This is a genomic window from Venatorbacter sp. C2-1, assembly GCF_022832715.1.
GTDB lineage: Bacteria > Pseudomonadota > Gammaproteobacteria > Pseudomonadales > Oceanobacteraceae > Venatoribacter > Venatoribacter alkanivorans.
Genome location: NZ_CP094879.1, coordinates 2,852,185 through 2,876,017, shown reverse-complemented (window position 1 = coordinate 2,876,017; position 23,833 = coordinate 2,852,185). Strand labels below are relative to the sequence as shown.

17 protein-coding genes are annotated in these 23,833 nt (G+C 54.0%); 8 read left to right on the top strand and 9 right to left on the bottom strand.

The features are described 5' to 3' along the window. Positions 1–36 precede the first annotated feature (36 nt). From pbpC to rfbB, 4 genes are all read left to right on the top strand, one after another. Positions 37–2,454 (top strand): penicillin-binding protein 1C, encoded by a 2,418-nt coding sequence (gene pbpC / locus MT343_RS12850; protein WP_145470048.1) that lies wholly within the window; start codon positions 37–39, stop codon positions 2,452–2,454. 115 nt (positions 2,455–2,569) lie between these two features. Continuing rightward, the gene (gene rfbC, locus MT343_RS12845; protein WP_145470049.1) at positions 2,570–3,112 is read left to right on the top strand and encodes a dTDP-4-dehydrorhamnose 3,5-epimerase; all 543 of its coding nucleotides are present in this window, start codon (positions 2,570–2,572) and stop codon (positions 3,110–3,112) included. Further along, entirely contained in the window at positions 3,109–3,996 is an 888-nt protein-coding gene (gene rfbD / locus MT343_RS12840) for a dTDP-4-dehydrorhamnose reductase (protein WP_145470050.1), read from the top strand. Before rfbC ends, rfbD begins: the two co-directional genes overlap by 4 nt. Beyond that, positions 3,996–5,066 (top strand): dTDP-glucose 4,6-dehydratase, encoded by a 1,071-nt coding sequence (rfbB, locus tag MT343_RS12835; RefSeq protein WP_145470051.1) that lies wholly within the window; start codon positions 3,996–3,998, stop codon positions 5,064–5,066. The genes rfbD and rfbB overlap by 1 nt, the downstream gene beginning before the upstream one ends. A 41-nt stretch (positions 5,067–5,107) precedes the next feature. On the opposite strand, the gene dapD is transcribed toward rfbB, so the two are convergent. Together dapD and MT343_RS12825 are read right to left on the bottom strand one after the other, a co-directional pair. Next, on the bottom strand, positions 5,108–6,139 hold the full coding sequence (dapD, locus tag MT343_RS12830) for a 2,3,4,5-tetrahydropyridine-2,6-dicarboxylate N-succinyltransferase (protein ID WP_145470052.1): 1,032 nt from the start codon (positions 6,137–6,139) through the stop codon (positions 5,108–5,110). A gap of 51 nt (positions 6,140–6,190) precedes the next feature. Beyond that, positions 6,191–6,526: an ArsC family reductase gene (locus MT343_RS12825; protein WP_255605610.1), complete on the bottom strand. Its 336-nt coding sequence runs from the start codon at positions 6,524–6,526 to the stop codon at positions 6,191–6,193. Between the two features lie 202 nt (positions 6,527–6,728). Here MT343_RS12825 and MT343_RS12820 point away from each other — a divergent pair, with 202 nt between their 5' ends. The 3 genes from MT343_RS12820 (at position 6,729) to MT343_RS12810 (ending at position 14,713) form a co-directional block, all read left to right on the top strand. Continuing rightward, complete coding sequence (locus tag MT343_RS12820) at positions 6,729–11,612, top strand: PAS domain S-box protein (RefSeq protein WP_145470054.1); 4,884 nt, start codon at positions 6,729–6,731, stop codon at positions 11,610–11,612. Beyond that, complete coding sequence (locus tag MT343_RS12815; RefSeq protein ID WP_145470055.1) at positions 11,609–12,559, top strand: diguanylate cyclase domain-containing protein; 951 nt, start codon at positions 11,609–11,611, stop codon at positions 12,557–12,559. The genes MT343_RS12820 and MT343_RS12815 overlap by 4 nt, the downstream gene beginning before the upstream one ends. Before the next feature lie 159 nt (positions 12,560–12,718). Then, positions 12,719–14,713: a methyl-accepting chemotaxis protein gene (locus MT343_RS12810; RefSeq protein WP_186435988.1), complete on the top strand. Its 1,995-nt coding sequence runs from the start codon at positions 12,719–12,721 to the stop codon at positions 14,711–14,713. A 17-nt stretch (positions 14,714–14,730) separates the two neighbouring features. Here the strand turns inward: MT343_RS12810 and MT343_RS12805 are convergent, their stop codons facing one another. The 7 genes from MT343_RS12805 to MT343_RS12775 form a co-directional block, all read right to left on the bottom strand. Further along, positions 14,731–15,429 carry an alpha/beta hydrolase gene (locus MT343_RS12805; protein WP_145470057.1) on the bottom strand — a complete coding sequence of 233 codons (699 nt, stop codon included), beginning with the start codon at positions 15,427–15,429 and terminating at the stop codon, positions 14,731–14,733. 75 nt (positions 15,430–15,504) lie between these two features. Further along, complete coding sequence (locus MT343_RS12800; protein WP_145470058.1) at positions 15,505–16,302, bottom strand: SDR family NAD(P)-dependent oxidoreductase; 798 nt, start codon at positions 16,300–16,302, stop codon at positions 15,505–15,507. Between the two features lies 1 nt (position 16,303). Next, positions 16,304–17,494, bottom strand: a complete 1,191-nt coding sequence (locus MT343_RS12795; RefSeq protein ID WP_186435990.1) for a DUF819 family protein — start codon at positions 17,492–17,494, stop codon at positions 16,304–16,306. A 40-nt stretch (positions 17,495–17,534) separates the two neighbouring features. Next, positions 17,535–18,797, bottom strand: a complete 1,263-nt coding sequence (locus MT343_RS12790) for a DSD1 family PLP-dependent enzyme (RefSeq protein WP_145470060.1) — start codon at positions 18,795–18,797, stop codon at positions 17,535–17,537. 256 nt (positions 18,798–19,053) lie between these two features. After that, positions 19,054–20,319, bottom strand: coding sequence for an inorganic phosphate transporter (locus tag MT343_RS12785; protein WP_145470061.1), 1,266 nt, complete (start codon positions 20,317–20,319; stop codon positions 19,054–19,056). A 143-nt stretch (positions 20,320–20,462) separates the two neighbouring features. Next, positions 20,463–22,757: a Fe(2+) transporter permease subunit FeoB gene (gene feoB / locus MT343_RS12780; protein ID WP_145470062.1), complete on the bottom strand. Its 2,295-nt coding sequence runs from the start codon at positions 22,755–22,757 to the stop codon at positions 20,463–20,465. Then, positions 22,754–22,993 carry a FeoA family protein gene (locus MT343_RS12775; RefSeq protein ID WP_145470063.1) on the bottom strand — a complete coding sequence of 80 codons (240 nt, stop codon included), beginning with the start codon at positions 22,991–22,993 and terminating at the stop codon, positions 22,754–22,756. The genes feoB and MT343_RS12775 overlap by 4 nt, the downstream gene beginning before the upstream one ends. A gap of 368 nt (positions 22,994–23,361) precedes the next feature. On the opposite strand from MT343_RS12775, the gene MT343_RS12770 reads away from it, so the two are divergent. After that, on the top strand, positions 23,362–23,829 hold the full coding sequence (locus MT343_RS12770; RefSeq protein ID WP_145470064.1) for a hypothetical protein: 468 nt from the start codon (positions 23,362–23,364) through the stop codon (positions 23,827–23,829). Positions 23,830–23,833: the final 4 nt, after the last annotated feature.

Genomic DNA, 23,833 nt, shown 5'->3' with positions numbered 1-23,833 from the left:
TCTGATGTTGAAGTGTCAGTCAGAAGAGTCCTCTGAGTGAGTAATCCTCCTGCCAATCGTGCCGCGTTTAACGCGGCACGTTTTTTCCGCCTGCCACAGAACAGGGCAGCCCGCTTTTTGCTGTGGCTGGTATTTTTTTGTTTGCTGTTAAAAAGTGCCGATTGGTTATGGCCACTGGCCGTACCCGATCCGCAACGCCAGACAGAAGGCGCGCAGAATGATTTTGCCCAGCTGGTGGTTGATCGCCATGAACGGCCGTTGCGTGCCTTTGCCGACAGCAATGGTGTCTGGCGCTATCCGGTAGAACTGAACGAAGTATCGCCTTTTTATAAAGACGCATTACTGAATTATGAAGACCGCTGGTTTTATTATCACCCCGGAATAAATCCTTTCGCGCTGCTGCGTGCCGCCTGGCAAAACTGGCGCTGCGGTTGTGTGGTATCCGGTGGTTCGACCATCTCCATGCAGGTGGCGCGGCGTTTTCACCCGCATTCCCGTTCCGTCGGCGGCAAGCTGGAACAGGCACTGCGGGCATTGCAGCTGGAGTGGCATTACAGCAAAGATGAAATATTCACTCTGTATTTAAATTACGCGCCCATGGGCGGTGTGATTGAAGGGGTAGGGGCGGCCAGCCGTTTATATCTGGATAAACCGGCACTGGACTTATCGCTGGCCGAGTCGGCATTAATGGCGGTATTACCGCAGGCGCCGTCACGCCTGCGCCCCGACCGCTATCCGCAGCGGGCGTTAAATGCACGTAATAAAGTGCTGCAGCGGATGCTGGAATTTGGCGTGATTACAGCGACGGATTATCAGCAGGCGCTGCTGGAACCTGTGCTGGCCTATCAGCCGCATACGCCGCAGCTGGCACCGTTACTGGCGCGGGAATTACGCCGGCAAAATGCCGATAAAAGCCTGATTAAAACCACGCTGGATGCCGATTTACAGTACGAGATAGAAGATTATCTGGCGCAGGAAATTCAGCGTTTTCCGCCCAGTCATTCTGCCGCCATTTTGGTGCTGGATAATGCCAGCCACGAAGTCCGGGCGTATGCCGGGTCGGCCGATTTTGCCGACGATTCACGCTTTGGCCATGTCGATATGGTGCAGGCGCAGCGCTCGCCGGGCTCAACCTTAAAACCTTTTATTTATGGTCTGGCGATAGAAGACGGGCTGATTCACTCCGCCAGTTTATTGCGCGATGTACCACGCTATTTTACCGATTATCAGCCGGAAAATTTTACCCGCCACTTTTCCGGCCCGGTATCGGCCACCGAAGCTTTACGGCAGTCGCTTAATTTACCGGTCGTGCAGGTGCTGGAAGCCGTTACTCCGGAGCGCTTTGCCGCCGCTCTTGCCAATGCCGGAGCACGCTACCGTATTCCCGGTGACGGTAAAGCCAACCTGAGTATGGCGCTGGGTGGTGGTGGATTATCGCTGGCGCAGCTGGTGCAGCTGTATTCCTCCATCGCTAATCAGGGGCAGGTGTGGCCGCTGCGTTACCTGACGGAAGAGTCACCATCGGCTGCCGGCTCACGCTGGTTATTTTCGGCAGAAACCGCCTGGGTGCTGAATGATATGTTGCGCAGTCCGCGTCCGGATCGTGCGCGCAGTTATGCCCTGCAGGATAACGACCGCAGCATCGCCTGGAAAACCGGCACCAGTTATGGCTTCCGAGATGCCTGGGCGGTTGGGGTAACACCGGCTTATACCATTGGTGTGTGGTTTGGCCGTCCGGACGGTACGCCATCGCCTGGCCATTACGGCGCGCTCAGTGCGCTGCCGGTGTTGTTCCAGCTATTTGACCGCATCGAACATAAACCTGAGCTGTTGCCGCAGCCAGAGCAGGTCAGTCAGGAAACCATTTGCTGGCCGTTGGGTAAGAGTGCCGCGGAAACACCGGCCGATCAGTGCTTCCAGACTCATAAAGCCTGGCTGGTACGGCGTCAGCTGCCTCCGACCTTGCGCGATGAACGCAGCGATGGTTTATGGCGCAACCCGTTAACCTACTGGACCAGCGAGCGCGGCCTGCTGGTTGATGGCAGTTGTGATGTGCCCGCACGCACAGCGCACCAGCTGGCACTCTGGCCACGGCCGCTGGAACACTGGCTGCCGGCCAGTCAGCGCCTGCGTAACCGTTTACCCGCCGTTGATCCGCGCTGCAGCGAGCCACCGGCGCTGGCGCTGGAGCCACTGCAGATTACCGGTATTCAGGATGGCCTGATTCTGCGCTCCAGCCGTACCCGTGCCGGCGGCAGCGCTGCCTTACCGGAAATCTCGCTGCACGCTCAGGGCGGGCTGGGACAGCGCGACTGGTATGTGAATGGCCTGCACGTTGGCAGCAGTGGCGAGGCCGAAACCCTCAGTTACCGCTTCAGCGTGACCGGTGAACAGGAAGTGGTGGTGATGGATGCCCAGGGCGAGCTTGACCGGCGAACACTGCAGGTAGAATAACCTGACCCTTGTGCTTTCCCGCCGCGTCACACTGTTGGTTTAAGCGGACGCGTGCTATAACGCGCGCGCTTCGTATTTATTTACTCCGCTGCTGCTTTCTTTTGTGGATACCACCATGCTGACGCCGTCTTCCGTCTTTAACGATGTGTACATTATTGAACCCAGGCTCTATGAAGATGAGCGCGGCTTCTTTATGGAAACCTTCCGTCAGGAATGGCTGGACGATCTGACCGGGGGTGCGGCTTTTGTGCAGGATAATCATTCGGCTTCCCATCAGGGGGTTTTGCGCGGACTGCACTATCAGCTGGAACAACCGCAGGGCAAATTAGTGCGCGTGGTGGCAGGCTCGGTATTTGATGTGATTGTCGATATGCGCCGCTCTTCGCCTACCTTTGGCCGTTGGCAGGGCTTCGAATTATCCGCTGACAACCGCCACCAGTTATGGGTGCCGCCGGGTTTCGCCCACGGCTTTTATACCCTGAGTGAACGGGCCGAATGTCTGTATCGCTGTAGCGGATATTATCACGCACAAAGCGAACGCATTCTGCGCTGGGACGACGCGGATCTTGCTATCCGCTGGCCGTTACAGGGCGAGCCAAAATTGTCTGAAAAAGACGCCCGGGGTAGCTCGTTTAAACAGGCTGATTATTTCGTATGACGCCGGTTAACGTATTACTGACCGGTGCCGGTGGTCAGCTGGGCCGGAGTCTGCAGGCAAGCTGCCCGGACTGGGTCAGACTGCGCACCTGCGATCATCAGGCACTGGATATCTGCGACGACAACGCGTTGCGCCAGGCCTGTGACGGACAACAGCTGGTGATTAACTGCGCCGCGTTTACCGCCGTCGATCAGGCAGAAATTCAGCCAGAAAAAGCGTATCGCATAAATGCCCAGGCCGTTGCGCTACTGGCCGAAATCTGTCGTCAGCAGGGCGCGCGTTTACTGCATCTTTCCACCGATTATGTGTTTTCCGCAGGCGGCAATACACCGCTGACGCCAGAGGCTGAAACCGGCCCGCTGAATATTTACGGTCAGTCTAAATTAGCGGGTGAACAACAGGCGGTAGGTATTTTAAAAGACGATCTGCTGGTTATCCGCAGCGCCTGGCTGTACAGCCATTATGGCCATAATTTTTTACGTACCATGCTTGGCCTGATGCAGACCGGTCGTGATCTACAGGTGGTGGATGACCAGTACGGGTCACCGACTTCCGCAACAGAGCTGGCTGAAGTTATCTGGCAGTCTGCGTGGCTGCTTTATAACGGGCAATTACAGGGTATTTATCACTGGGCGGGCAGCGGTGTGGCCAGCTGGTATGAATTTGCCTGTGAAATACAGCGGCTGGCGCTTAGCCTTGGGCTGTTAACACAAGCGGTCAGAATTACTCCGCTCAGCAGTGTTGCCTATGCTGCAAATAATCCGGCGATTCTCGCTCAGCGTCCGGCGTTTAGCGCGCTTGATTCGGCGGCATTAAATGCCCGGCTGCAACGTCAACCTGTCTGCTGGCGCGAAAGCCTGCAGCGTACTCTGGAATCTCTCTGATGAAACGTTTACTGGTAACCGGCGGTGCGGGATTTATCGGAGCCAATTTTATTGAATACTGGCAGGAAGAGCATCCGCAGGATTTTATTGTGGTGCTTGATATCCTCAGTTACGCCGGTAATAAAGCCAATTTAGCTGAGGCGTTAAAACGGCCGAATACCGTATTTGTGCAGGGCAGTATTAACGACCGCAATCTGGTTGAATATTTACTGGCTTTTTATCGTCTGGATACGATCGTTAATTTTGCCGCAGAGTCCCACGTCGACCGCTCGATCAGTGCACCGGAACAATTTGTCGAAACCAATATTGTCGGCATGCTGAATTTATTACAGGCGGCCCGCCAGGTCTGGATTGAAGAACCGCTTAACGCTGGTAAACCAGTGCTGCCGCATCGTTTTCATCATGTTTCAACCGATGAAGTGTTCGGTGATCTGGGTGAAGAGGGCGAACCTTTCTGCGAGCACAGCCGTTATCAGCCGAGTAATCCTTATGCCGCCACCAAAGCGGCGTCTGATCATTTGTTAAATGCCTGGGCGAGAACCTACGGGCTGAATGTGAGTTTATCGAATTGTTCCAACAATTTTGGCCGTTATCAGTATCCGGAAAAACTGATGCCACGGATGATTACCAATATTCTGTTTGAGCGGCCTTTAACGGTATTCGGTAATGGTCAGCAGGTACGCGACTGGTTATATGTAAAAGATCATGCGGCAGGTATCGATCGTATTCTTGGCGCCGGAAAAACAGGCTGCAATTACAATATCGGCGGCCATAATGAACAGACCAATCTGCAGTTTATTCAGTTGTTGTGTGGCCTTCTCAATGATGAGTTTGCCCGCGATGCTTCATTGGCAGAACGTTATCCGCAGGCCCTGAGTGCCATCGCCGGACGTTCGCAACAGCTGATTACCCATGTGCAGGACAGGCCGGGGCATGACGTGCGTTACGCGATTAATGCCGGAAAAATCAGCAGGGAATTAGGATTTATGCCGCAGCATGATTTTGCCGCTGCGATGCTGGATACCGTGCGCTGGTATCTGCAGCATCCGCACTGGTTTGCGGCTCATTAACGGGCTGAGCAGAACGCTCAGCCGCGTTAAATACTGCAGCCTCAGTTGTTGGCGTGCAGTTCTTCGTTGAGCTGAATCGCGCTCTTATTGGTAACGCACTGAACGGCACCGGTGATGGAATCACGACGGAACAGCAGGTCGGATTTACCGGCCAGATCACGGCCTTTAACCACTTCAACCACGTTTTTCTGATCGTCCAGTACCTGAATTTTGGTACCGGCGGTGACGTACAGACCGGCTTCAACGGTGCAGCGTTCACCCAGCGGGATACCGATACCGGCGTTGGCGCCGAGCAGGCATTTTTCACCGACAGAAATAATGATGTTACCGCCGCCAGACAGGGTGCCCATGGTGGAGCAGCCACCGCCCAGATCAGAACCGTCACCGACGACAACACCGGCAGAGATGCGGCCTTCAACCATAGAAACGCCCATAGTACCGGCGTTAAAGTTAACAAAGCCTTCGTGCATGATGGTGGTGCCTTCGCCGATGTAAGCGCCCAGACGCACGCGTGCGGTGTGTGCAATACGCACGCCTTTCGGTACCACGTAATCGGTCATGCGCGGGAATTTATCCACGCTGTTGACGCTCAGCAGGTCGCCGTTCAGGCGGGCTTCCAGTTGTGCAGCTGGCAGCTCATCCAGATCGACTGCGCCTTTATTGGTCCAGGCAACGTTGGGCAGCAGGCCGAAGATACCGGCCAGATTCAGACCGTGTGGTTTTACCAGACGGTGAGACAGCAGGTGCAGCTTGAGGTAAACCTCTGGGGTAGAAGAGGCCTGTTCATCGGCGGCCAGAATAGTCACCACAACCGGCTTTTCGCTTTCGGTACAGGCGCGGGCCAGGGCAGCCTGCAGCGGATCGGCGCTGTCGAGTGCTGCAGCAAAGGCTTCCAGTTCGCCACCGTCAACATCCAGGGCAACGTTGCCTTCTTCATAGCCCAGAGCGCTTTTGGCGGCGTCAATCAGGGCGGCGGCCGGGTTCAGCAGTGGCTGCGGGTAAAATACTTCGAGCCAGTCACCTTTGCTGTTTTTGGTGCCGACACCAATGGCCAGGGCAAATGCGTTTGTCATAGTCATTCCTCAGATCGGGCGCTGATGCGCGTTCTATTTAATTAAGTCAGTTCAGAAGTTCAGGTCGGTGTATTCGGTAACACTGAAGCCAAGTACTTTGCGGCTGCCGGTATCCAGCAGCGGGCGTTTGATAATGGACGGATTATCCAGCATCACTGCACGGGCGCTGCTTTCATCAATATTGTCTTTGATGTCGTCTGCCAGTTTGCGCCAGGTTGTGCCGCGCTTGTTCAGCAGGGCTTCATAGCCCAGTTCGCTGATCCAGCCATCGAGTAATTCAGGGCTTAAGCCGTCTTTTTTGTAGTCATGAAACTGGTATTCAACACCGGCGTCTTCCAGCCACTTACGGGCTTTCTTGATGGTGTCGCAGTTTTTAATGCCGTACATGGTGATCACGGTACGCTCCTGTTTGCGGATGAACATTGCGGCTGAACGCTGGCATTGGCGTTCTGGCAAAAAAGAGGCGCAAGGATACCAGAAGGTGGGAAAGGGTTCAGCCGCTGGTGATCCCTGCAGGGGTAGCTAGTCTTAAAAGGCTTGGCGATAGCGCGCGAAGGCGCTTTTTTGGGGACAATAAGGAGACGTCTGCGTGCCGAACGTTATAACCAAAGGGAAGCATCGCCAGCTCTGGCGCTGGGTATTGCTGGCGTTGACGCTGGGGCTGCTGATCAGCCTGTTTCTGTCGGTCAAAATCAGGCAGTTAAATGCAGAGCGTCTGCACGACTCGCTGAACAGGCAGGCGCATGGCCTGACCACTCAGGTAGAGCGTCGCATTGAGCTTTATCAATACGGCCTCAGAGGTATGCGCGGCGCCATTCTTACCGCGGGTGATGACCTGAGCCGCGATCTGGTAAAGCGTTACAGTGCCACCCGCGATGTTGATGAAGAATTCCCCGGCGCCCGTGGCTTTGGCTTTATTCGCCGGGTGGCGGAAGCTGATGAAGCACGTTTTATACAGACAGCTCAGGCTGATGGCTGGCCAGATTTCCGTATCCGCCAGCTCACCCCTCATGGCGGTGAACGCTTTGTTATTCAGTATATTGAGCCGGTAGAGCGTAATGACGCGGCGGTCGGGTTGGATATTGCGTCAGAACATAATCGCCGCGAAGCGGCCTGGTCATCCCTGCTCAGTGGTGAGGTACGCCTAACCGGACCGATTACGCTGGTGCAGGCAACCGGCAGCCCACAACAGTCATTTCTGATTCTTATGCCAGTCTATCAGGGCGGTAAAACGCCGCAGACCCAGGCCGGGCGTGAACAGTTTGGCTATGGCTGGAGTTATGCGCCGTTGTTAATGGCAGAAGTGATGGAAGATCTGCGCTTGCACGAGCATAAGCTGGCGCTGGAAATTGTCGATATTACCGATGCACAGCAACCGGTCAGTTTTTTTAATAACCAAACCCCCGCTGCGGTTGCAAATATTGGCGGCTATCAGATTGAGCGCACCATTTACGGTCGCCACTGGCAATTCCGCTTCAGGGTTTATCCCTCTTTTATCCGTGAACTGAATCTGCCTTCACCAGCGATTGTTTTTGCCCTGGGTTCTCTTATCAGTGTGCTTATCAGTGCGCTGCTGGCGATGCAGATCAACAGCCGCGTGCGGCGCAGAGAGTTTCTGGCGCAGCAGAGAAGGTTGGCTTCCATCGTTGAAAGCTCGGCCGATGGCATCATCAGTCAGGACTGCCATGGTCTTGTACAAAGCTGGAATCCGGCAGCGGCCAGAATGTTTGGTATTGCTGAAGCGGATGCCCTGGGACGCCCGTTAATGGAGCTGATTATTCCACCTGAATTACAGGAAGAAGAGCATCAGGTATGCGTTGCTGCCTCAAAGGGGGAACACTTGCTGCCGAAGGAGGGACAGCGCTGCCGTGCCGACGGTTCATTGTTGGATGTGTCGGTTTCCTATGCCGTAATCCGCAACACGGAAGGTAAAGTGGTAGGGGTGTCGGAAAGCGTCCGCGATATCTCCGGACAAAAAGCCGCGCAGGCGAAAATCCTCGAGCTGAACACCAATCTGGAACGTCAGGTGGAAGAGCGTGCCGGTGAGGCACAACGCCTCAGTCAGCTGCTGCAAAGCGTGCTTGATTCCGCTTCTGAAGTTTCAATTATTGCCACCGACAAAGACGGTATCGTCACTCTGTTTAATCAGGGGGCTGAATGTATGCTGGGCTATCGCGCGGAAGAATTTGTCGGTGTTCAGTCGCCGGCGGTGTTGCACGCCGCAGAAGAGATTGAAGCCCGTTCGGTTGAACTGGAGCGCGAATATGGCAGAGAAATCCGCGGCTTTCGCGTCTTTGTTCATCAATCGGAACGGACGGGTGCCGAAACCCGCGAATGGACGTACATACGCAAAAACGGTCAGCGCTTGCTGGTCAGCCTGTCGGTAACGACGATGCGCGATACTGCAGGTGAGATCGTTGGTTATCTGGGCATTGCGGTCGATATCAGCGCGCGTAAAGCCAGTGAAGCAGCACTGGAAAAAAGTCTGGTGACTACTCAGGCTATTCTTGATACCGCAGTTAATCCGATTATTACCATCGATAGTTTTGGCACCATCCGCTCGTTCAATCCGGCCGGTGAACAAACGTTCGGCTATCTGGCTGAGGAGGTAATTGGCCAGAATGTCAGCCTGTTAATGCCAGAACCTTTTGCCTCACGTCACGACCTTTATATGCAGCGTTTCCGTGAAATGACCGGCAACCGGGTGATTGGTATTAACCGCGAAATTCAGGCCCGGCGTAAAGATGGCAGCGTCTTTCCGGTACAGATCAGCCTTGGTGCCATGAACCTGGGAGGGGAGCGCATTGTTGTCGGAATTATGACCGATATCAGTGAAGAACGGGCGCAGCAGAAGGTTCTGGCGGCAACCTCCGCTCAGCTGGCAATGGCAACTGAGATTGCCGAATTAGGGGTCTGGTCCTGGACGCCGGAAAATAATGAGCTGCAATGGAACGACCGTATGTTTGAGCTGTACCAGCAACCGCTCAGCCTGCGCAGCAATGGTCTGAATTATGAACACTGGCGGATGCGCCTTCATCCGGATGATCTGGCCCGCACAGAGGAAGCATTGCAGGCTGCAGTCGAAGGCCGCGGTGTTTATGATCCGGTTTTCCGCATTGTGCTGCCGGATGGTAGTGAACGCAGTATTCAGGCCGGAGCAGCGGTTGAGCGCTTGGAAAATGGCACCTTATTGCGGGTAACCGGGATTAACCGCGATATCACCGAGCAGTTGCAGTACGAAACCCGCCTGCGTGAAGCCAAAGATGCTGCGGATGCTGCCAGTGCGGCAAAATCAGCGTTTCTGGCCAATATGAGTCATGAAATCCGTACTCCGATGAATGCTGTACTGGGCATGCTGAAACTGGTGGCACAGACCAGCCTCAGCGCACGGCAGCGGGACTATGTCACTAAGTCACAAAGTGCAGCAGGTTCGCTGCTCAGCCTGCTGAATGACATTCTTGATTACTCAAAGATAGAAGCGGGCAAACTGCAGCTCGATATTCACCCGTTTAACCTTGATGAAATCATGCGCAATCTGGCCGTGGTGATTTCCGGCAATCTGGGCAGTAAGCCGGTCGAGGTGGTATTTGATCTGGATCTGTCGCTGCCACAAACCCTGTTGGGAGACAGTAATCGTCTGCAACAGATATTAATTAACCTGGCTGGTAACGCGCTGAAATTCACCCAGAACGGATACGTCAGAGTCCGTGTGCGACAGCTGAAAATGGTGGCTGCAGATGTTTGCTTCCGTATAGAAGTTGAAGACACAGGTATTGGTATTTCTGCGGAGAATCAACAGCGTATTTTTGAAGGTTTCACCCAGGCAGAAGTTTCAACCAGTCGCCGCTTTGGCGGTACCGGCCTGGGCCTGGTGATTTGCAAACGTCTGGCTGCGATGATGGGCTCTGAACTGAATCTGCGCAGCGAATTGGGCAAAGGCAGCTGCTTCTGGTTTGATCTGGAATTACCTGTTGTGCTGGCCGAACCTTATAAGCCGCCGGTTTTCGCTCCGGCACTAGCGGAACCGCGGATTCTGCTGGTGGAAGATCACCCTCTGAGTGCAGAACTTCTGCAGCGCGATGGCCGTTCACTGGGCTGGCAGGTTGATCTGGAACCGGATGGTAACGCAGCAGTGGCTGCGGTTGTTGCCGCTCATCGTCAGGGACAACCTTATCAGGCCGTGCTGCTGGACTGGCGTCTGCCGGATGCTGACGGAGTGGAAGTGGCTCAGGCCATCAGCGATGCTTTGGCTGAGCAGGCACCGGCGGTAATACTGATCAGCGCCTATGGACGGGAGTTTCTGGGTGAGGTTCTCTGCAGTGACAATCCACCATTCCGCGAATTTCTCAGCAAGCCTTTGACTCCGGTGCAGCTGTCAGAGGCCGTCGCCCGTGCACTGCGCCTGCCTGAACCATCCTCTGTACTCCCTTCAGAAAGCGAGAAGCGCCTTGCGGGCCTGCAAATTCTGGTGGTGGAAGATAATGAAATTAACCGTGAAATTGCCTTTGAACTCCTGCAGGCAGAGGGGGCTGTTGTGGATCTGGCTGAAGGCGGTTTAACGGGTGTTAATAAGGTTGTCAGCCAGAACAGGGGCTATGACGCCGTGATTATGGATATGCAGATGCCGGATATCGATGGTCTGGAAGCCACACGGCGTATCCGTGCTGACAGCCGCTTTGCCGGGCTGCCAATTGTGGCGATGACGGCTAATGTTTCAGAAGCTGACCGGCTGGCTTGTGTTGCTGCAGGAATGAATGCCCACGTAGGTAAACCAGTCAATCTGGATGATCTGGTACATGTTCTGCGGCAGTTGGTTGGGGTCCCTTCAGCGCCGGAGCCTGTGGCAATGACTATAGTTGAGGATATGGACACCCTGTTACGGCGCTTTGGCCATAACCGCCGTTTGCTGGCCAGTATGACCGAACGCTTCCTGACGGATATGAGCGCACTGCTGCAGACACTGAGACAGCAATGGCAGCAGCGGCTCTGGCAGGACAGCTGCGTGACTCTGCATACCCTTAAGGGTACTGCCGCAACCATGGGGGCTGTTGCCCTGGCGCGGCGCAGCAGCGAGCTGGAAGAGCAATTTAAAGAAATAAGTGCTGCAGATAATGTTGCAGCCGAGGATTCCGATGGTGAAGCTCTGCTCGCTGAGCTTGAGCAGTTGCTGCAGGTTTCACATCAGGCGCTGGTGGAGATGATTTCTTCTGCTGATGCTCAGCAGCAGAAAGAACAACAACCACAACAGCAAACGAGTGATAACTGGCCGGCCGAACGCTGGCGCGCAGCGTTAACTCAGCTCGGTATCCTGCTGCGGGAAAACAATATGGCGGCACTGGCCTTGATTGAACAATGGCCGCGGGCGCGTTTTCCCGGAAATACACTAAAATTCAGTAAGTTGCTGGAGCAGATTGAGCAGCTGGATTTCAGGGCAGCACAGCACACATTAACCGATGTGCAGGAGTGGGAATGAATTCAGGAAAGACACTGGCGGAGTTAATCCCTGGTCTGGCGCATAAACCACGTTTGCTGATTGTTGATGATCAGCCACTGGTTATCCGCACGCTGCATGAAATCCTGAAAGAAGAATTTGACGTCTTTATGGCCACCAGTGGCCGTCAGGCGCTGGATATGTGCAGCGAGAACCCACCCGATATTATGCTGCTTGATATTATGATGCCGGATATGGATGGCTATGAGGTTTGCACAGCATTAAAGGCCGACCAGACGCTGGAAAACTTCCCGGTGATATTTGTTACCGCACAGCAGGATGTAGTCGACGAAGTACGGGCATTTGATGTGGGCGCTGTTGATTTTATAACCAAGCCAATCAACCCTGCGCTCGTTTCTGTCCGGGTGAGGACTCACGTGGTGGTGAAATTGCAGCGTGATATTCTGCATTCAATTGCAATGCAGGATGGCTTAACCGGGGTGGCAAACCGTCGTCGTTTTGATGAGCAGGCGCAGTTGCACTGGCGTCAGGGACGGAGGGATAAGAAGCCGTTGTCGCTGATTCTTATCGATATTGATCATTTTAAACAATATAACGATCACTACGGGCATTTGGCCGGTGATAAAGCATTGCGCGATGTTGCCCATGCTCTGCGTTCTGCATTACAGCGTCCGCATGACAGCCTCTCCCGTTACGGCGGGGAAGAGTTCGCCTGTTTGTTGCCCGATACTGATAATGGCGGAGCCACGTTACTGGCACAGCGTCTGCTGGATTCCGTCCGGGCGCTGAAGATTCCCCATGCCATGTCGTCTGCTGGTGAGCACCTGACCATCAGCGCCGGTGTTGCGACACTGCTGCCGGATTCCACTTCCGGTATTGAAAACCTGCTCAATATGGCCGATGAACAGCTTTATCGTGCCAAACATGATGGCCGTAACTGCGCCCGTTCAGCCGGTTTGTCAGATTAATACTCTCCGCTAGCCATATCAGCCTTATTTCTGGATATATACCCGCCAGTTCGTACAGATATCTGAGGCTTTTGTCGTATCTGTCAATCACCCTACCTGTGAGTTTTGTCAATCTGTCTATTCTGAATGCCAGACACCGGATTCACAGGGGGACTCAGCATGGGACTGCTGAAATCATTAAGCGTAAAAGGCAAATTACTGCTGTTAATTGCTGTGCCTTTACTGGCATTGCTGTCGTTGCAGGGGCGCTGGTTGCTCAGCAATCTGAATCACATGCAGGAGCTGTCCGATATTCAGGCACTGGTGCAGATTTCAGCACTGAACAGTGCGCTGGCGCACGAACTGCAGAAAGAGCGTGGTATGTCCGCAGGTTTTCTGGGCAGTAAAGGGCAGACGTTTGCTCAGGCGTTGCCGCAGCAACAGCGCATAGCCGATGAGCGCATCCGTGGCTGGAGCGACTTTCTGCAACAGCAGAGTTTCAATACTTACCCCAAGCTGAATCAGGCCATCAATGATGCACAGGCTAATCTGAAAACGCTCAATACATTGCGCCAGAGTGTACTGTCGCAGACCGCGGCGTTGCCTGATGTTCTGGCGTTTTATACCCAAACCATAGACCGGCTGCTGATTGTGCCGGCACTGGCCAGCGAATTTACCGGCCATGGTGAAACCGTGCGCCAGCTGCAGGCGTATTACAGTTTTCTGCAGGGCAAAGAGCGGGCAGGTATTGAGCGGGCGGTTTTAAGTAATGTATTTGCCAGAGATGCTTTTACTCCACAACTGTTCGCCCGCTTTGTTCGTCTGGTATCGGAGCAGGATGCATTTCTGCAGAGCTTTGAACGCATTGCGGATGCTCAGGCTCTGGCAGCGTACCGTCAATTCCAGCAGTCAGCTGCGGTGCAGAACGTCTCACGTTTGCGCGAAAAAGCGCTGCAGGGCGACAGCGGCTTCGGGGTATCTCCCACCGACTGGTTTGCGGCAGCGACAGAGAGAATTGAGGCATTAAAAATTCTGGAAGACGGGCAGCAGCAAGCGCTGCTGGATAATGCCAGCGGGATTCTGCAGGACACCCGGCAGGAATTCTGGCTGGGAATACTGATTGCTGTTATCACCGTCAGTGTTACCGCATTGCTGGCCTTCTGGTTGTCGTATCTGCTGTACCAGCAGATACGACAACTGCATATCGGCCTGACCGCCGCAGGAAATGATCTGTGCCTTTACCAGCGGGTGCCGGTATTGCTGGATGATGAATTGGGCGAAGCCGCACGCGCCTGTAATCAGATGATGGCGCGGATGGCATCGATGGTAGAACACATCACCGCGATCTCTGAGCAGCTGACGCTGATTTCCATGCAGAACCACGTCACCATTTCACTCAGTACCAAGGGAATGGATCTGCAGCAGAATGAAACCGCGAAGGTCGTTACCGCAATCGGTCAGCTGGAGGTTGCCACCAAAGAAATTGCCGGCAATATCCAGCGGGTCGCTGATCAGTCGGATGCGGCTAACCACACGGCTGACAAAAGTGGCGAAGCGGTGCAGAGCAGTCTGAATTACATCGGTCAGCTGGATGAAAAGATGAATCAGGTATCGACGGTGATCCGCAGCCTGCACGACAGCAGCGGTGCCATTGGTGGTGTGCTGAATGTGATCAAATCCATTGCCGAGCAAACCAATCTGCTGGCACTGAATGCCGCTATTGAAGCTGCGCGTGCCGGTGAGCAGGGTCGTGGTTTTGCCGTGGTCGCCGATGAAGTGCGCACACTGGCGCAGCGTACGCAGGATTCAACATCGGAAATTGAAAGCATTATCGGCCGTTTTCAGCAGGAATCGAAACAGGCCTTTGTGGCGGTAGAATCATCACAGGAAGCGGTACAGCACACGGTAAAACTGGCCTCATCGCTGGACGAGGAACTGGGCCATATCCGCAGTGCGGTGCGAACCATCCGTGATATGAGCGATCAGGTAGCCGCAGCGGCCGAAGAGCAGGTGGCCACCAATCAGGAAGTCGCAGGCAGTGTGCGCAGTATTTATAAAATTGCCGAGCACACCGTCGCGACGTCTAACTTTATGAGAAAAACGGCGAAAGAGCAGCGGGAGCTGGCCGGCAAACTGACCAGCCTGGCGGCTGAGTTTGTGCTCAGCCCGAAATAGCACCTAAGGCCTTGTGCTTAAACCCTTGTGCTTAAACAGCGGTCGCCAAAGCGGCCGCAATCCTGAATTTCCTGCAGACACACTTCATGCGCCATCGGGTAACGGTGGCTTTCTGCATTGATACCAGACTGTGCCAGCAATAAGCTGGCTTCTTCGCCCAGCTCCGGGCTGACCACAGCATCATAATCACCATGAGCAATCAGCACCGGCAGATGCTGATTGGCGGCGTTTATCTGCAGCGGGCGGGCAATATAGGTTGATAACGCCATCAATCCGGCCAGTGGTTGCGGATAGCTGAAGGCGGTTTCATAAGCAACGGCTCCGCCCTGAGAGAAACCGGCCAGCAGAATCCGGCGGCTGTCGATACCCGCGGCAATTTGCTGATCGATCAGGGTGTGGATGCGCTGTACGGAGTCGCTCAGTTGCTGGCCATCAGTCTGACGTCTGGGGCTGGTGGCCAGTAAATCGTACCAGCTGGGCATCACCATGCCGCCATTAATGGTTACCGGCTGCTGTGGTGCATGCGGATAAATGGCGCGCAGCACGGGTGGCTGAGTGGTATTGAAAGCCTGTAACAAATGCGGCAGCACCGGGACAAAATCATCACCGCTGGCGCCCAGACCATGCAGCCAGATAATACAGCTGTCAGCTGGTGTTGAAGGTTCCAGTACGATGCGGTCGGGAAAATTCTGGCGCTGATAGGTTGGACTGGTCATAAATGGCTCCACGAATAAGGTGGCCAGTATAACGCTTTGTTTGTCTGTGCGTTTTTCAGAGCACACGGTGCATTTTCAGAGTACGCGCCGCAACAGCCGCTTACTGACGCATTTGGGCAGGACACGTGCCAGACGGATAAGCCAGCTTAACGGGCCGGGAAACAGATAGTCGTCACGGCCACTCAGAAGGCCCTGCAGCATCCGTTCTGCGCCTTTGCTTTCGCTGATGGCAAAAGGGGCGGGCATATCGTACTGGTTAACCCGCGCGGTCTGCACAAAGCCCGGATACAGCGAAATAAATTTCAGCCCTTCAGGTTCCAGCTCAACCCGGCAGCTGTCCATCAGCAAGCGGGCGGCGGCTTTGGCGGCGCTGTACGGCCCCTGCATGGGTAAGCCAATGAATCCGGCCAGAGAATTGGTATGAGCGATGGTGCCACGTAATCCGCGTTTATCCGCCTGCTGGCTGCACATGGCAGTGATCAGCGGCGGCAGAAAATTCGCCAGACTCAGGTAATTCAGTTCCATACACTGGCGGATATCGGCAACGGAGGTTTCTGCCATACGCTGCTCAGGACCAGCACCGACATTCAGTAACGCCAGATCAATACGCCCGAACTGAGCCATTGCCAGAGATACGGCATTGTTAGTGTCTTCTTCCCGGCAGGCATCACCGCAGACCGTCAGTACCTCACACTGTTGTGCGCGTAACTGATCTGCCAGCTCCTGCAGTTCGTGCTGGCGGCGGGCAAACAGAATAAAGCGGTTAGGCCTCTGTGCCAGCAACAGCGCGAGCTGGCGGGCCATGCCGGCGGATGCACCGGCAAGGAGGATGGTTTGATTTTGCGGGAGCCTGGTGCTGCGCCGGAATAACATCTCAGGCGCCAAGCAGCCAGCGGGTAAAGAAGGCGACGCCGACACCGAGATAATTACCGACGATATAGCCGATGATGGCCGCGGCAAAGCCCGGCAGAATGATCTCGCGGTTTTTCAGCGCCCCGGCAATCACCGGAATAAAAGGCACCGACATAATGGCAGCCGATGAGGTGATTAAAAAGGTGTCAGTATCAATATTCAGCAGGCGGCAAATGATGGCCTGCAGAATCAGTGAACCGACCAGAATAATGCTGATATAGGCAAACAGGTCGACGTTCAGGTTGGTAACAATACTGGTATCGGTCATGGTGCCGGTGGTGAAACAGAACACCAGAATCAGGTACATCCCCAGCTGGAAGCTGTTGGGCAGATTGCGGATGGCCGGCACAAAAGACGCCAGCACGCCCAGCGTGGTGATGGTAATGATGGTCACCGCAGAACTCATACTGCCCGGCACCAGTGAAGCCACGCCCACCGCGATACCGACGCTGACGGCGGACAGCAGCAGAGCCAGAGCGGTCTTTGGCAGCGCTTTTACATTGGCCAGCACTTTGTAGGCGTTGGCGGTTTCATCGGCCATATGACCAAACTTTTCTTCTTCAGTGTGATAAGCGTGCTCGCCCTGACTGCGGTAAGGGCGCAGGAAACGGCTGAAAATCGGCTTGGCCAGTGTCATCACAAACATCAGATACAGTGCCGACAACAGAATGTCGTAGGTGATCATGGTGGTGAAGGTATTTTCATCGGCTTCGATAGCGGTCTTGATGGCGGCCATATTCGGCCCACCACCGGTGTAAGCGCCGACCGACATGCCGGCAATCTGCCAGACGTTGGCCAGCGAATCCGCATAAATAAAAGCCCCGGCGGCACTGGCAATAATGACTGCAATTAAGGCCACACCCATGCTTTTCATCGTGTCGCCGGCCATACCGAATGAGGCTTTCACATCAATGGAAAACACCAGCAGCGGCAAGGCCAGTGCGATGGCAATTTCTGACAGATTGGTTTGTACGGTTTTCAGGGCTTCGGCACCCGCCAGATCCGGCAACATTCCGGTGGCGGCCAGAGCAATACCACTGGCAAATGACAGCACAACCACGCCGGCTTTATCCAGCCAGCTGACACGCTGGCAAAGAACAACCAACAGCGCCGGTACTAACAGGTAGGCAATCAGGGTAATAACAGCAGACACGATGATTCCTCGGTATTTTTATTGTAGGGATAATGGCTGGTCAGGCATTCAGGGTTTCTGTGCCCGGCAGGCTCTGCAGCTGGCTGGTGGGCAGGAACTTGTCCGGATAACTGAATACCGGCCACCATTCGCTGATCCGGCCCTGCTCATACAAAGCAATATTGCCGAATTGCAGGAATACGGATTCGCTCTGGGTCGGACGGAAAAACAGATAATCGTCAGGTTTAATGTCATGGTCGTCCGGTAACTCGTACAGTTCCTGGTTACTGGAATGGCCAAAAATACTGGCGCGCTGGCACGGAGCGGGATAGCAGGGTTGTGCCAGCCAATTGCCGCCGTAAATAAAACAGGCCTGATGAGGCAGGCGGCCAAATACCCGCAGCAGACGGGATAAACCACTGGCCATCGGGATTTCCGGATCTTTAACCACCTTCAATACCGGTGCGGCAATAAAGACCGCCGGCTGGTGATGCTCCAGTGTGAATACATCAAAATCGGTCGGCTTAACCAGTGCTGAGGCCGTGGCAATTTCGTTAACCAGACCAATGCTGTCCTGCTCGTAAAGGGGATAGGTTGAACTGCCGCCGGTATTCAGACAAAGCCCTTCCAGAGCGTCACTGCCAAGGGTGTCTGTAATCAGTGTGGTGAACTGGCGATAGCTGTTCTTTGCCTGTTCGAGCGCTCTTTCGCTACCGCCGAGAAAGGCCGGAATTTTACTGATATGAGCTTCGTAGCCCATCAGACCTGACAGTGTCAGCAGGGGAGAGGCGGCAATGGTTTTCAGCGCGCGGACAAACAACTCATCAGGCTGAAATCCACCACGGTGCAGCCCAACATCAATTTCCAGATTGATACGCAAGCGCAGGTTAAGCTCCTGAGCCAGAGCCGCGTATTGCTGCAGGCGCTCGTTACTGTCGATCAGCCACTGCAGCTGCAGTTCCGGAGCAAAGCACATGCTGCTGGTTTGCTGGCTGTGCCATTGATAAAAATGGCGTACGGCAGCAATCGGCATTGGCTTACCCATCAATACATCTGCAGCCGGAATATGTTCAACCAGATGCATCAGAAACGGCAGATGAAAACTCATTAAGCGCTGAGTGCCGGTACGGCGCATCACGTATTGCAGCATTGGAATGGAAGGCAGCGACTTAGCCACAATGCGGTAATCGAAGCCGCGGTTAAGCACATCGATCAAATGATCAATGTTGCGATCCAGGCGTTCTTTATCGATAACCAGTGTGGGGGTGCAGATACCAGCCTGCTGTAAACCCCGTGTCAGATTCTGAAAATACATTTGAGTCATGGACTGTTCCGCTATAAGCATGGGGCTGATCACTGATGTTTCTTTTTATTGGTGGTACATATGTACCATATTTTTTTGAGAGCGTCATGATCCAGTTATGCCACAGCCGCTTTATTCAACCCAGAAGCTGGCCGCAGGTGACCTGCACTGGCCGGTCTTAAGGGGGTTGTGAGGAGACGTGATGAGTTCGCTGCCTGACAGATTACAGGCATAAAAAAAGCGCCATACAGGCGCTTTATTATCAACCGCAGGTTGGTTACAGCCAGATCGCGCGGAAGATAAAGAAGAAGATAATCGACAGTAAGGCACCAGCAGGCAGGGTTACCAGCCAGGAAACGAAGATAGAGCCGATTTTGCGGTAGTTCAGGGCATCGGTACCCATGGCCAGACCAACACCCAGGATTGCGCCAACCAGAACATGAGTCGTGGAGATTGGCAGGCCGGTGCCGGAAGCAACAACCACGGTGGTTGCGGCAGCCAGGGTGGCGGCAAAGCCACGGCTAGGGGTCAGTTCGGTAATGCCGGAACCGACGGTGGCGATCACACGATGACCAAAGGTCACCAGACCAATCACAATGCCCACCGCGCCGACCAGCAGAATCCACATAGGGACCGCTGCTTTGGCAGCAATTTCACCACTGTGGCTGACCACGCTGTATACCGCGGCAACCGGACCAATGGCATTCGCCACATCGTTGGAGCCGTGAGCAAAAGCCATGGCGCAGGCGGTAAAGATCATCAGAACAGCGAATACTTTTTCGACGTTAGCCAGATGGATCTCTTCAGATACTTCCGGATCGGCATGGATGCGGCTGACAAAGAAACGGCCAATCGCCATAACGCCAACACCGATCAGCAGGGAGATCCAGATAGCATCGGTAAAATCCAGCTTCAGACCCAGATGTTTGAGGCCTTTCAACAGGGTTACCATGGAGATAACAAAGCCGACCAGCATAATGTAGAACGGCACCAGACGCTTGGACTGAGCAAAAGGGTCTTTGGTGTCGTGAATAAAATGTTTGACGCTTTTGTAGAGGACGTAAGAAATCGAGCCGGCAATCACAGGGGATACAACCCAGCTGGCGGCGATGTTGCCAACCTTGCCCCATTCAACGGCTTCCATGGAGATACCGACGGCGGCAAAACCAACAATGGCACCGACGATAGAATGCGTGGTGGATACCGGCCAGCCTGCATAAGAGGCGATTAACAGCCAGGTTCCTGCCGCGAGCAGAGAAGCCAGCATGCCGAATACCAGCAGCTCGGGGTGCCCCGACATGACCGCCGGATCAATGATCCCTTTACGGATGGTTGCGGTGACTTCGCCTCCGGCAAAAAACGCACCGGCAAATTCGAAGACAATGGCAATAAAGACAGCTTGCTTGATGGTGATGGCTTTGGAACCAACTGACGTTCCCATGGCATTGGCAACATCATTTGCACCAATTCCCCAGGCCATAAATACACCGAAAATGCAGGCCAGGATGATAAATAAATGTCCCTGGTCGGCTATAAGTTCCATTGTGAACTCCTCGAAAAAAAGCGCGCGCATTCTAACGCAGGCATGGCGAAGTGCCTAGAACTTGTTTCTTAGTTGAAGGGGAACTTTTGTCAAAAAAGGTCTGTCTGCGGTGAGCTCAGTCACCGCAGCACATGATCTGTAAATCAGACGGGGGTAAGAGGTATCAGACGGGCGCTGTGCTGCTGGCCGTAGCGGCGCATCTGCCACAGACTCAGAGCGATAAAGGCAATACTGCCACCTACCCACAGCACCGAGCTGAGCGGGTGCTGAGGAAGGCTGCCAAGCTGATACACAATCACTGCGGTGGTATAGGCCAGCCCGGTGCTCCAGCCGGCGACAAACAGCATCCAGCGTAAACCGGCTTCCCGGACCATCGCGCCAAGGGTCGCAACACAAGGGGTATAGAGCAGTACAAATACCAGATAGGAGAAAGCGGCCAGCTGGCTGCCAAACAGCACATCCATGGTCGAGAAGGTGGTGGTATGTACCCCTTGTTCTTCACCCTGGTCGGCGCTGATCAGGCTCAGGCCGAGCGGATCAAGCAGGTTATCGGCGAGGCCGGCAATATTATCCGGGATGGTCTGCAGTGCTTCGAGCAAACCGGCGCTGAGCGAGTATTCACTGTCGGCGCTGGTCTCCGGGCTGTACAGCGCATCCAGCGTGCCTACGACAGCCTCTTTGGCGAAGATGCCAGTGATAATACCGACGGTGGCAGCCCAGTTATCTTCCTGTACGCCCAGCGGTTTAAAGACCGGGGTAATCACATGAGCAATTTTCGACAGCACTGAGTTTTCTTTATTCTGGTTGCCGAAGGAACCGTCACTGCCCAATGAGTTAAGGAAGCTCAGTACCACTACCACGGTAATAATGGTTTTACCGGCGCGCAGGCAAAAGGATTTCAGCCGCTCCCAGGTTTTGATCAGAATGCCTTTCACCGTTGGAATATGGTAAGCCGGCAGCTCCATAACGAAGGGCGTCAGATCCGGTTTGAACAGCGTGTTTTTCAGCGCAATACCGGTCAGCAGGGCCATCACAATGCCCAGCACGTAAAGGCTGAACACCATAAAGGCACCGTTTTCAGTAAAGAACGCGGCGGCAAACAGGGCGTACACCGACAAGCGCGCACCACAGGACATAAAAGGCGCCATGGCAATGGTGAGCAGACGGTCTTTATGGGTATCCATGGTGCGTGCGGCCATCACCGCCGGTACGTTACAGCCGAAACCGACAATCAGCGGCACAAAAGATTTACCCGGCAGGCCGACGGCGCGCATCAGGCGATCCATCACAAAGGCCGCGCGGGCCATATAGCCGGAATCTTCGATCACCGATAAAAACAGGTACAGACCGCCGATTACCGGGATAAAGGTAGCAACCAGCTGAATACCACCACCGAGACCATCGGCCAGCAGGGTTGCCAGCCATTGCGGGGCACCGATGCCATCCAGCAGATAATGTGTGCCGTCAACAAACACCGTGGCAAAGGCGATATCAAAGAAATCAATAAAGGCACCGCCAATGTTAATGGCGAAGGTGAACATCAGGTACATCACGCCAAAAAAGAACGGTATACCCAGCCAGCGGTTCAGTACCCAGTCGTCGATGCGTTCACTCAGTGTCCGGCCTTTGGTATTGACCGTCAGTGACTGCTGCAGAATATGCTGAATCGAGCGGTAACGGCTGTTGGCCATTAATACGTCAATCGGCTGACCATGCTGTTTTTCCAGCGACTGACGCAGTTGCTGGGCTAATGCCAGAACGGCAGTGCGGCGTTCGACCGGCAGCACTTCGCTGGCGTAGATGTCGTTTTCCAGTACGCGGGTAGCGCTCCAGAACGGATTGGCCACGGCTTCCTGCAGTTGTTCTTTCAGCTGGTTAACGGCCTGCTCAAAGTCGCTATCCAGACGCAGCAGTGGCGTGGCAACGGTGGCATGTTCCAGATGATGGGCCAGGATGCGGCACAACTCTTCGATACCGCGCCCGGTAGAGGCAACAATAGGCACCACCGGCACACCGAGCTGCTGTGACAGCAGCTGAGTGTCAACATGAATACCTTCGCGCTCGGCAACATCGAGCATATTAACGGCACAGATAACCGGTACGCCCATATCCAGCAGTTGTGAGGTTAAGAACAGATTACGCTCAAGATTACTGGCATCAAGGATATTAATGATCAGCTGGGCTTCGCCGCTTAAGGCAAATTCGCGGGCAATTTTTTCATCGGTCGACAGTTCATCGTCGTGACTGTCGAGGGCGTAGGTGCCGGGCAGGTCGACCAGTTTATGGCTGACACCGCGCAATACCAGATTGCCTTCTTTACGCTCAACGGTTACGCCAGGCCAGTTGCCCACTTTTTGTTTGGCACCGGTCAGGGCGTTGAACAGGGTGGTTTTACCGCAGTTCGGATTGCCGATGACACCAATAACAGCTCGGTTCATACGATGACTTCTACCTGAATAATGGAGGCTTCCTGCTTGCGCAGGCTGACAGAGGCGCCGCGCAGCTGAATCTGCATCGGATCACCTAACGGAGCGAAGCGCCGTACTTCAATCTGAGCACCCGGCATCAACCCGAGGGCCAGCAGTTTACGGCGGAAGTTGGCTTCGGTGGCGGTAAATCCGATGATACGGGCCTGGGTACCAACGCTGAGCTGATCAAGAGTTTGCGATGTCATGCTGATCCGGCGGGAAGGAGTAAACAGAAAAGATGATAATGTTTATCATTTGATTGCACAAGAGGCCCTGCGCTTATTCATAGATTCCATTGTCTCATGACAAGGTCGTGCAATTTATTGGTGCTTTAACCGATAAGTTCCTGCGTTATTCGTATGTGTTTATAAAACAGTCTGTTGTCATTTATATGTTGAGTTTTATTGATTGTTTAATATATGGCGGCACCGCTATAATCACGGCGGAACGTAATATCTCCGAACTGTACGGCGTTTGCCGTAATAGTCCGCGTGAATACCCTATTCTTAGTATTGATATCCTATTTACAGATATCAGTCGTATTACTATGCCGTTAACACACAGAGGTTAAGCAGTGAGCGTATTTGACATTGATATTGATAAGCAGATTAAACAGCACCAGCAAAAAATTCAGGAGCTGGAGCAACTGCGTAAAGATCAGGAACATAAGCTGGAAGGCCTGAAAGAGTTCGACGTTACCATTAAACGTCTGTGTAATCAGAATCGTCTGACGGAAGAAGAACTGTACGTTTCCCGCTCAGAGCAGATTGAAGCCTGGCTGGTTGGTATGGCCAAGCAGGACAACCCTTCGTCAATTTATAATAATCTGAAAAAGCATTTTGCCCGTACTGCACCACGCGGACCAAAAGCCGTTAAAACTGAGAAAGAATCTTCTCTGCCAAAACCAAAGCTGCCGGTAGGTACTTACCGTAATCCGGCTACCCAGGAAAAAGTCGAAAAAATTAAGCGTAATCCACGTCAATTGGACGAATGGATTGAGCTGCACGGTTTTGCCGTTGTTCGTACCTGGAAAATCGATTAATCCA

Excerpts from the sequence above, each read along its gene's own strand:
- MT343_RS12785 (WP_145470061.1), bottom strand. The coding sequence starts at position 20,319 with ATGGAACTTATAGCCGACCAGGGACATTTATTTATCATCCTGGCCTGC.
- MT343_RS12805 (WP_145470057.1), bottom strand. The coding sequence starts at position 15,429 with ATGACCAGTCCAACCTATCAGCGCCAGAATTTTCCCGACCGCATCGTA.
- dapD (WP_145470052.1), bottom strand. The coding sequence starts at position 6,139 with ATGACAAACGCATTTGCCCTGGCCATTGGTGTCGGCACCAAAAACAGC.
- MT343_RS12775 (WP_145470063.1), bottom strand. The coding sequence starts at position 22,993 with ATGACATCGCAAACTCTTGATCAGCTCAGCGTTGGTACCCAGGCCCGT.
- rfbB (WP_145470051.1), top strand. The coding sequence starts at position 3,996 with ATGAAACGTTTACTGGTAACCGGCGGTGCGGGATTTATCGGAGCCAAT.
- rfbC (WP_145470049.1), top strand. The coding sequence starts at position 2,570 with ATGCTGACGCCGTCTTCCGTCTTTAACGATGTGTACATTATTGAACCC.
- feoB (WP_145470062.1), bottom strand. The coding sequence starts at position 22,757 with ATGAACCGAGCTGTTATTGGTGTCATCGGCAATCCGAACTGCGGTAAA.
- rfbD (WP_145470050.1), top strand. The coding sequence starts at position 3,109 with ATGACGCCGGTTAACGTATTACTGACCGGTGCCGGTGGTCAGCTGGGC.
- MT343_RS12825 (WP_255605610.1), bottom strand. The coding sequence starts at position 6,526 with ATGTACGGCATTAAAAACTGCGACACCATCAAGAAAGCCCGTAAGTGG.
- MT343_RS12815 (WP_145470055.1), top strand. The coding sequence starts at position 11,609 with ATGAATTCAGGAAAGACACTGGCGGAGTTAATCCCTGGTCTGGCGCAT.
- MT343_RS12810 (WP_186435988.1), top strand. The coding sequence starts at position 12,719 with ATGGGACTGCTGAAATCATTAAGCGTAAAAGGCAAATTACTGCTGTTA.
- MT343_RS12790 (WP_145470060.1), bottom strand. The coding sequence starts at position 18,797 with ATGACTCAAATGTATTTTCAGAATCTGACACGGGGTTTACAGCAGGCT.
- MT343_RS12800 (WP_145470058.1), bottom strand. The coding sequence starts at position 16,302 with ATGTTATTCCGGCGCAGCACCAGGCTCCCGCAAAATCAAACCATCCTC.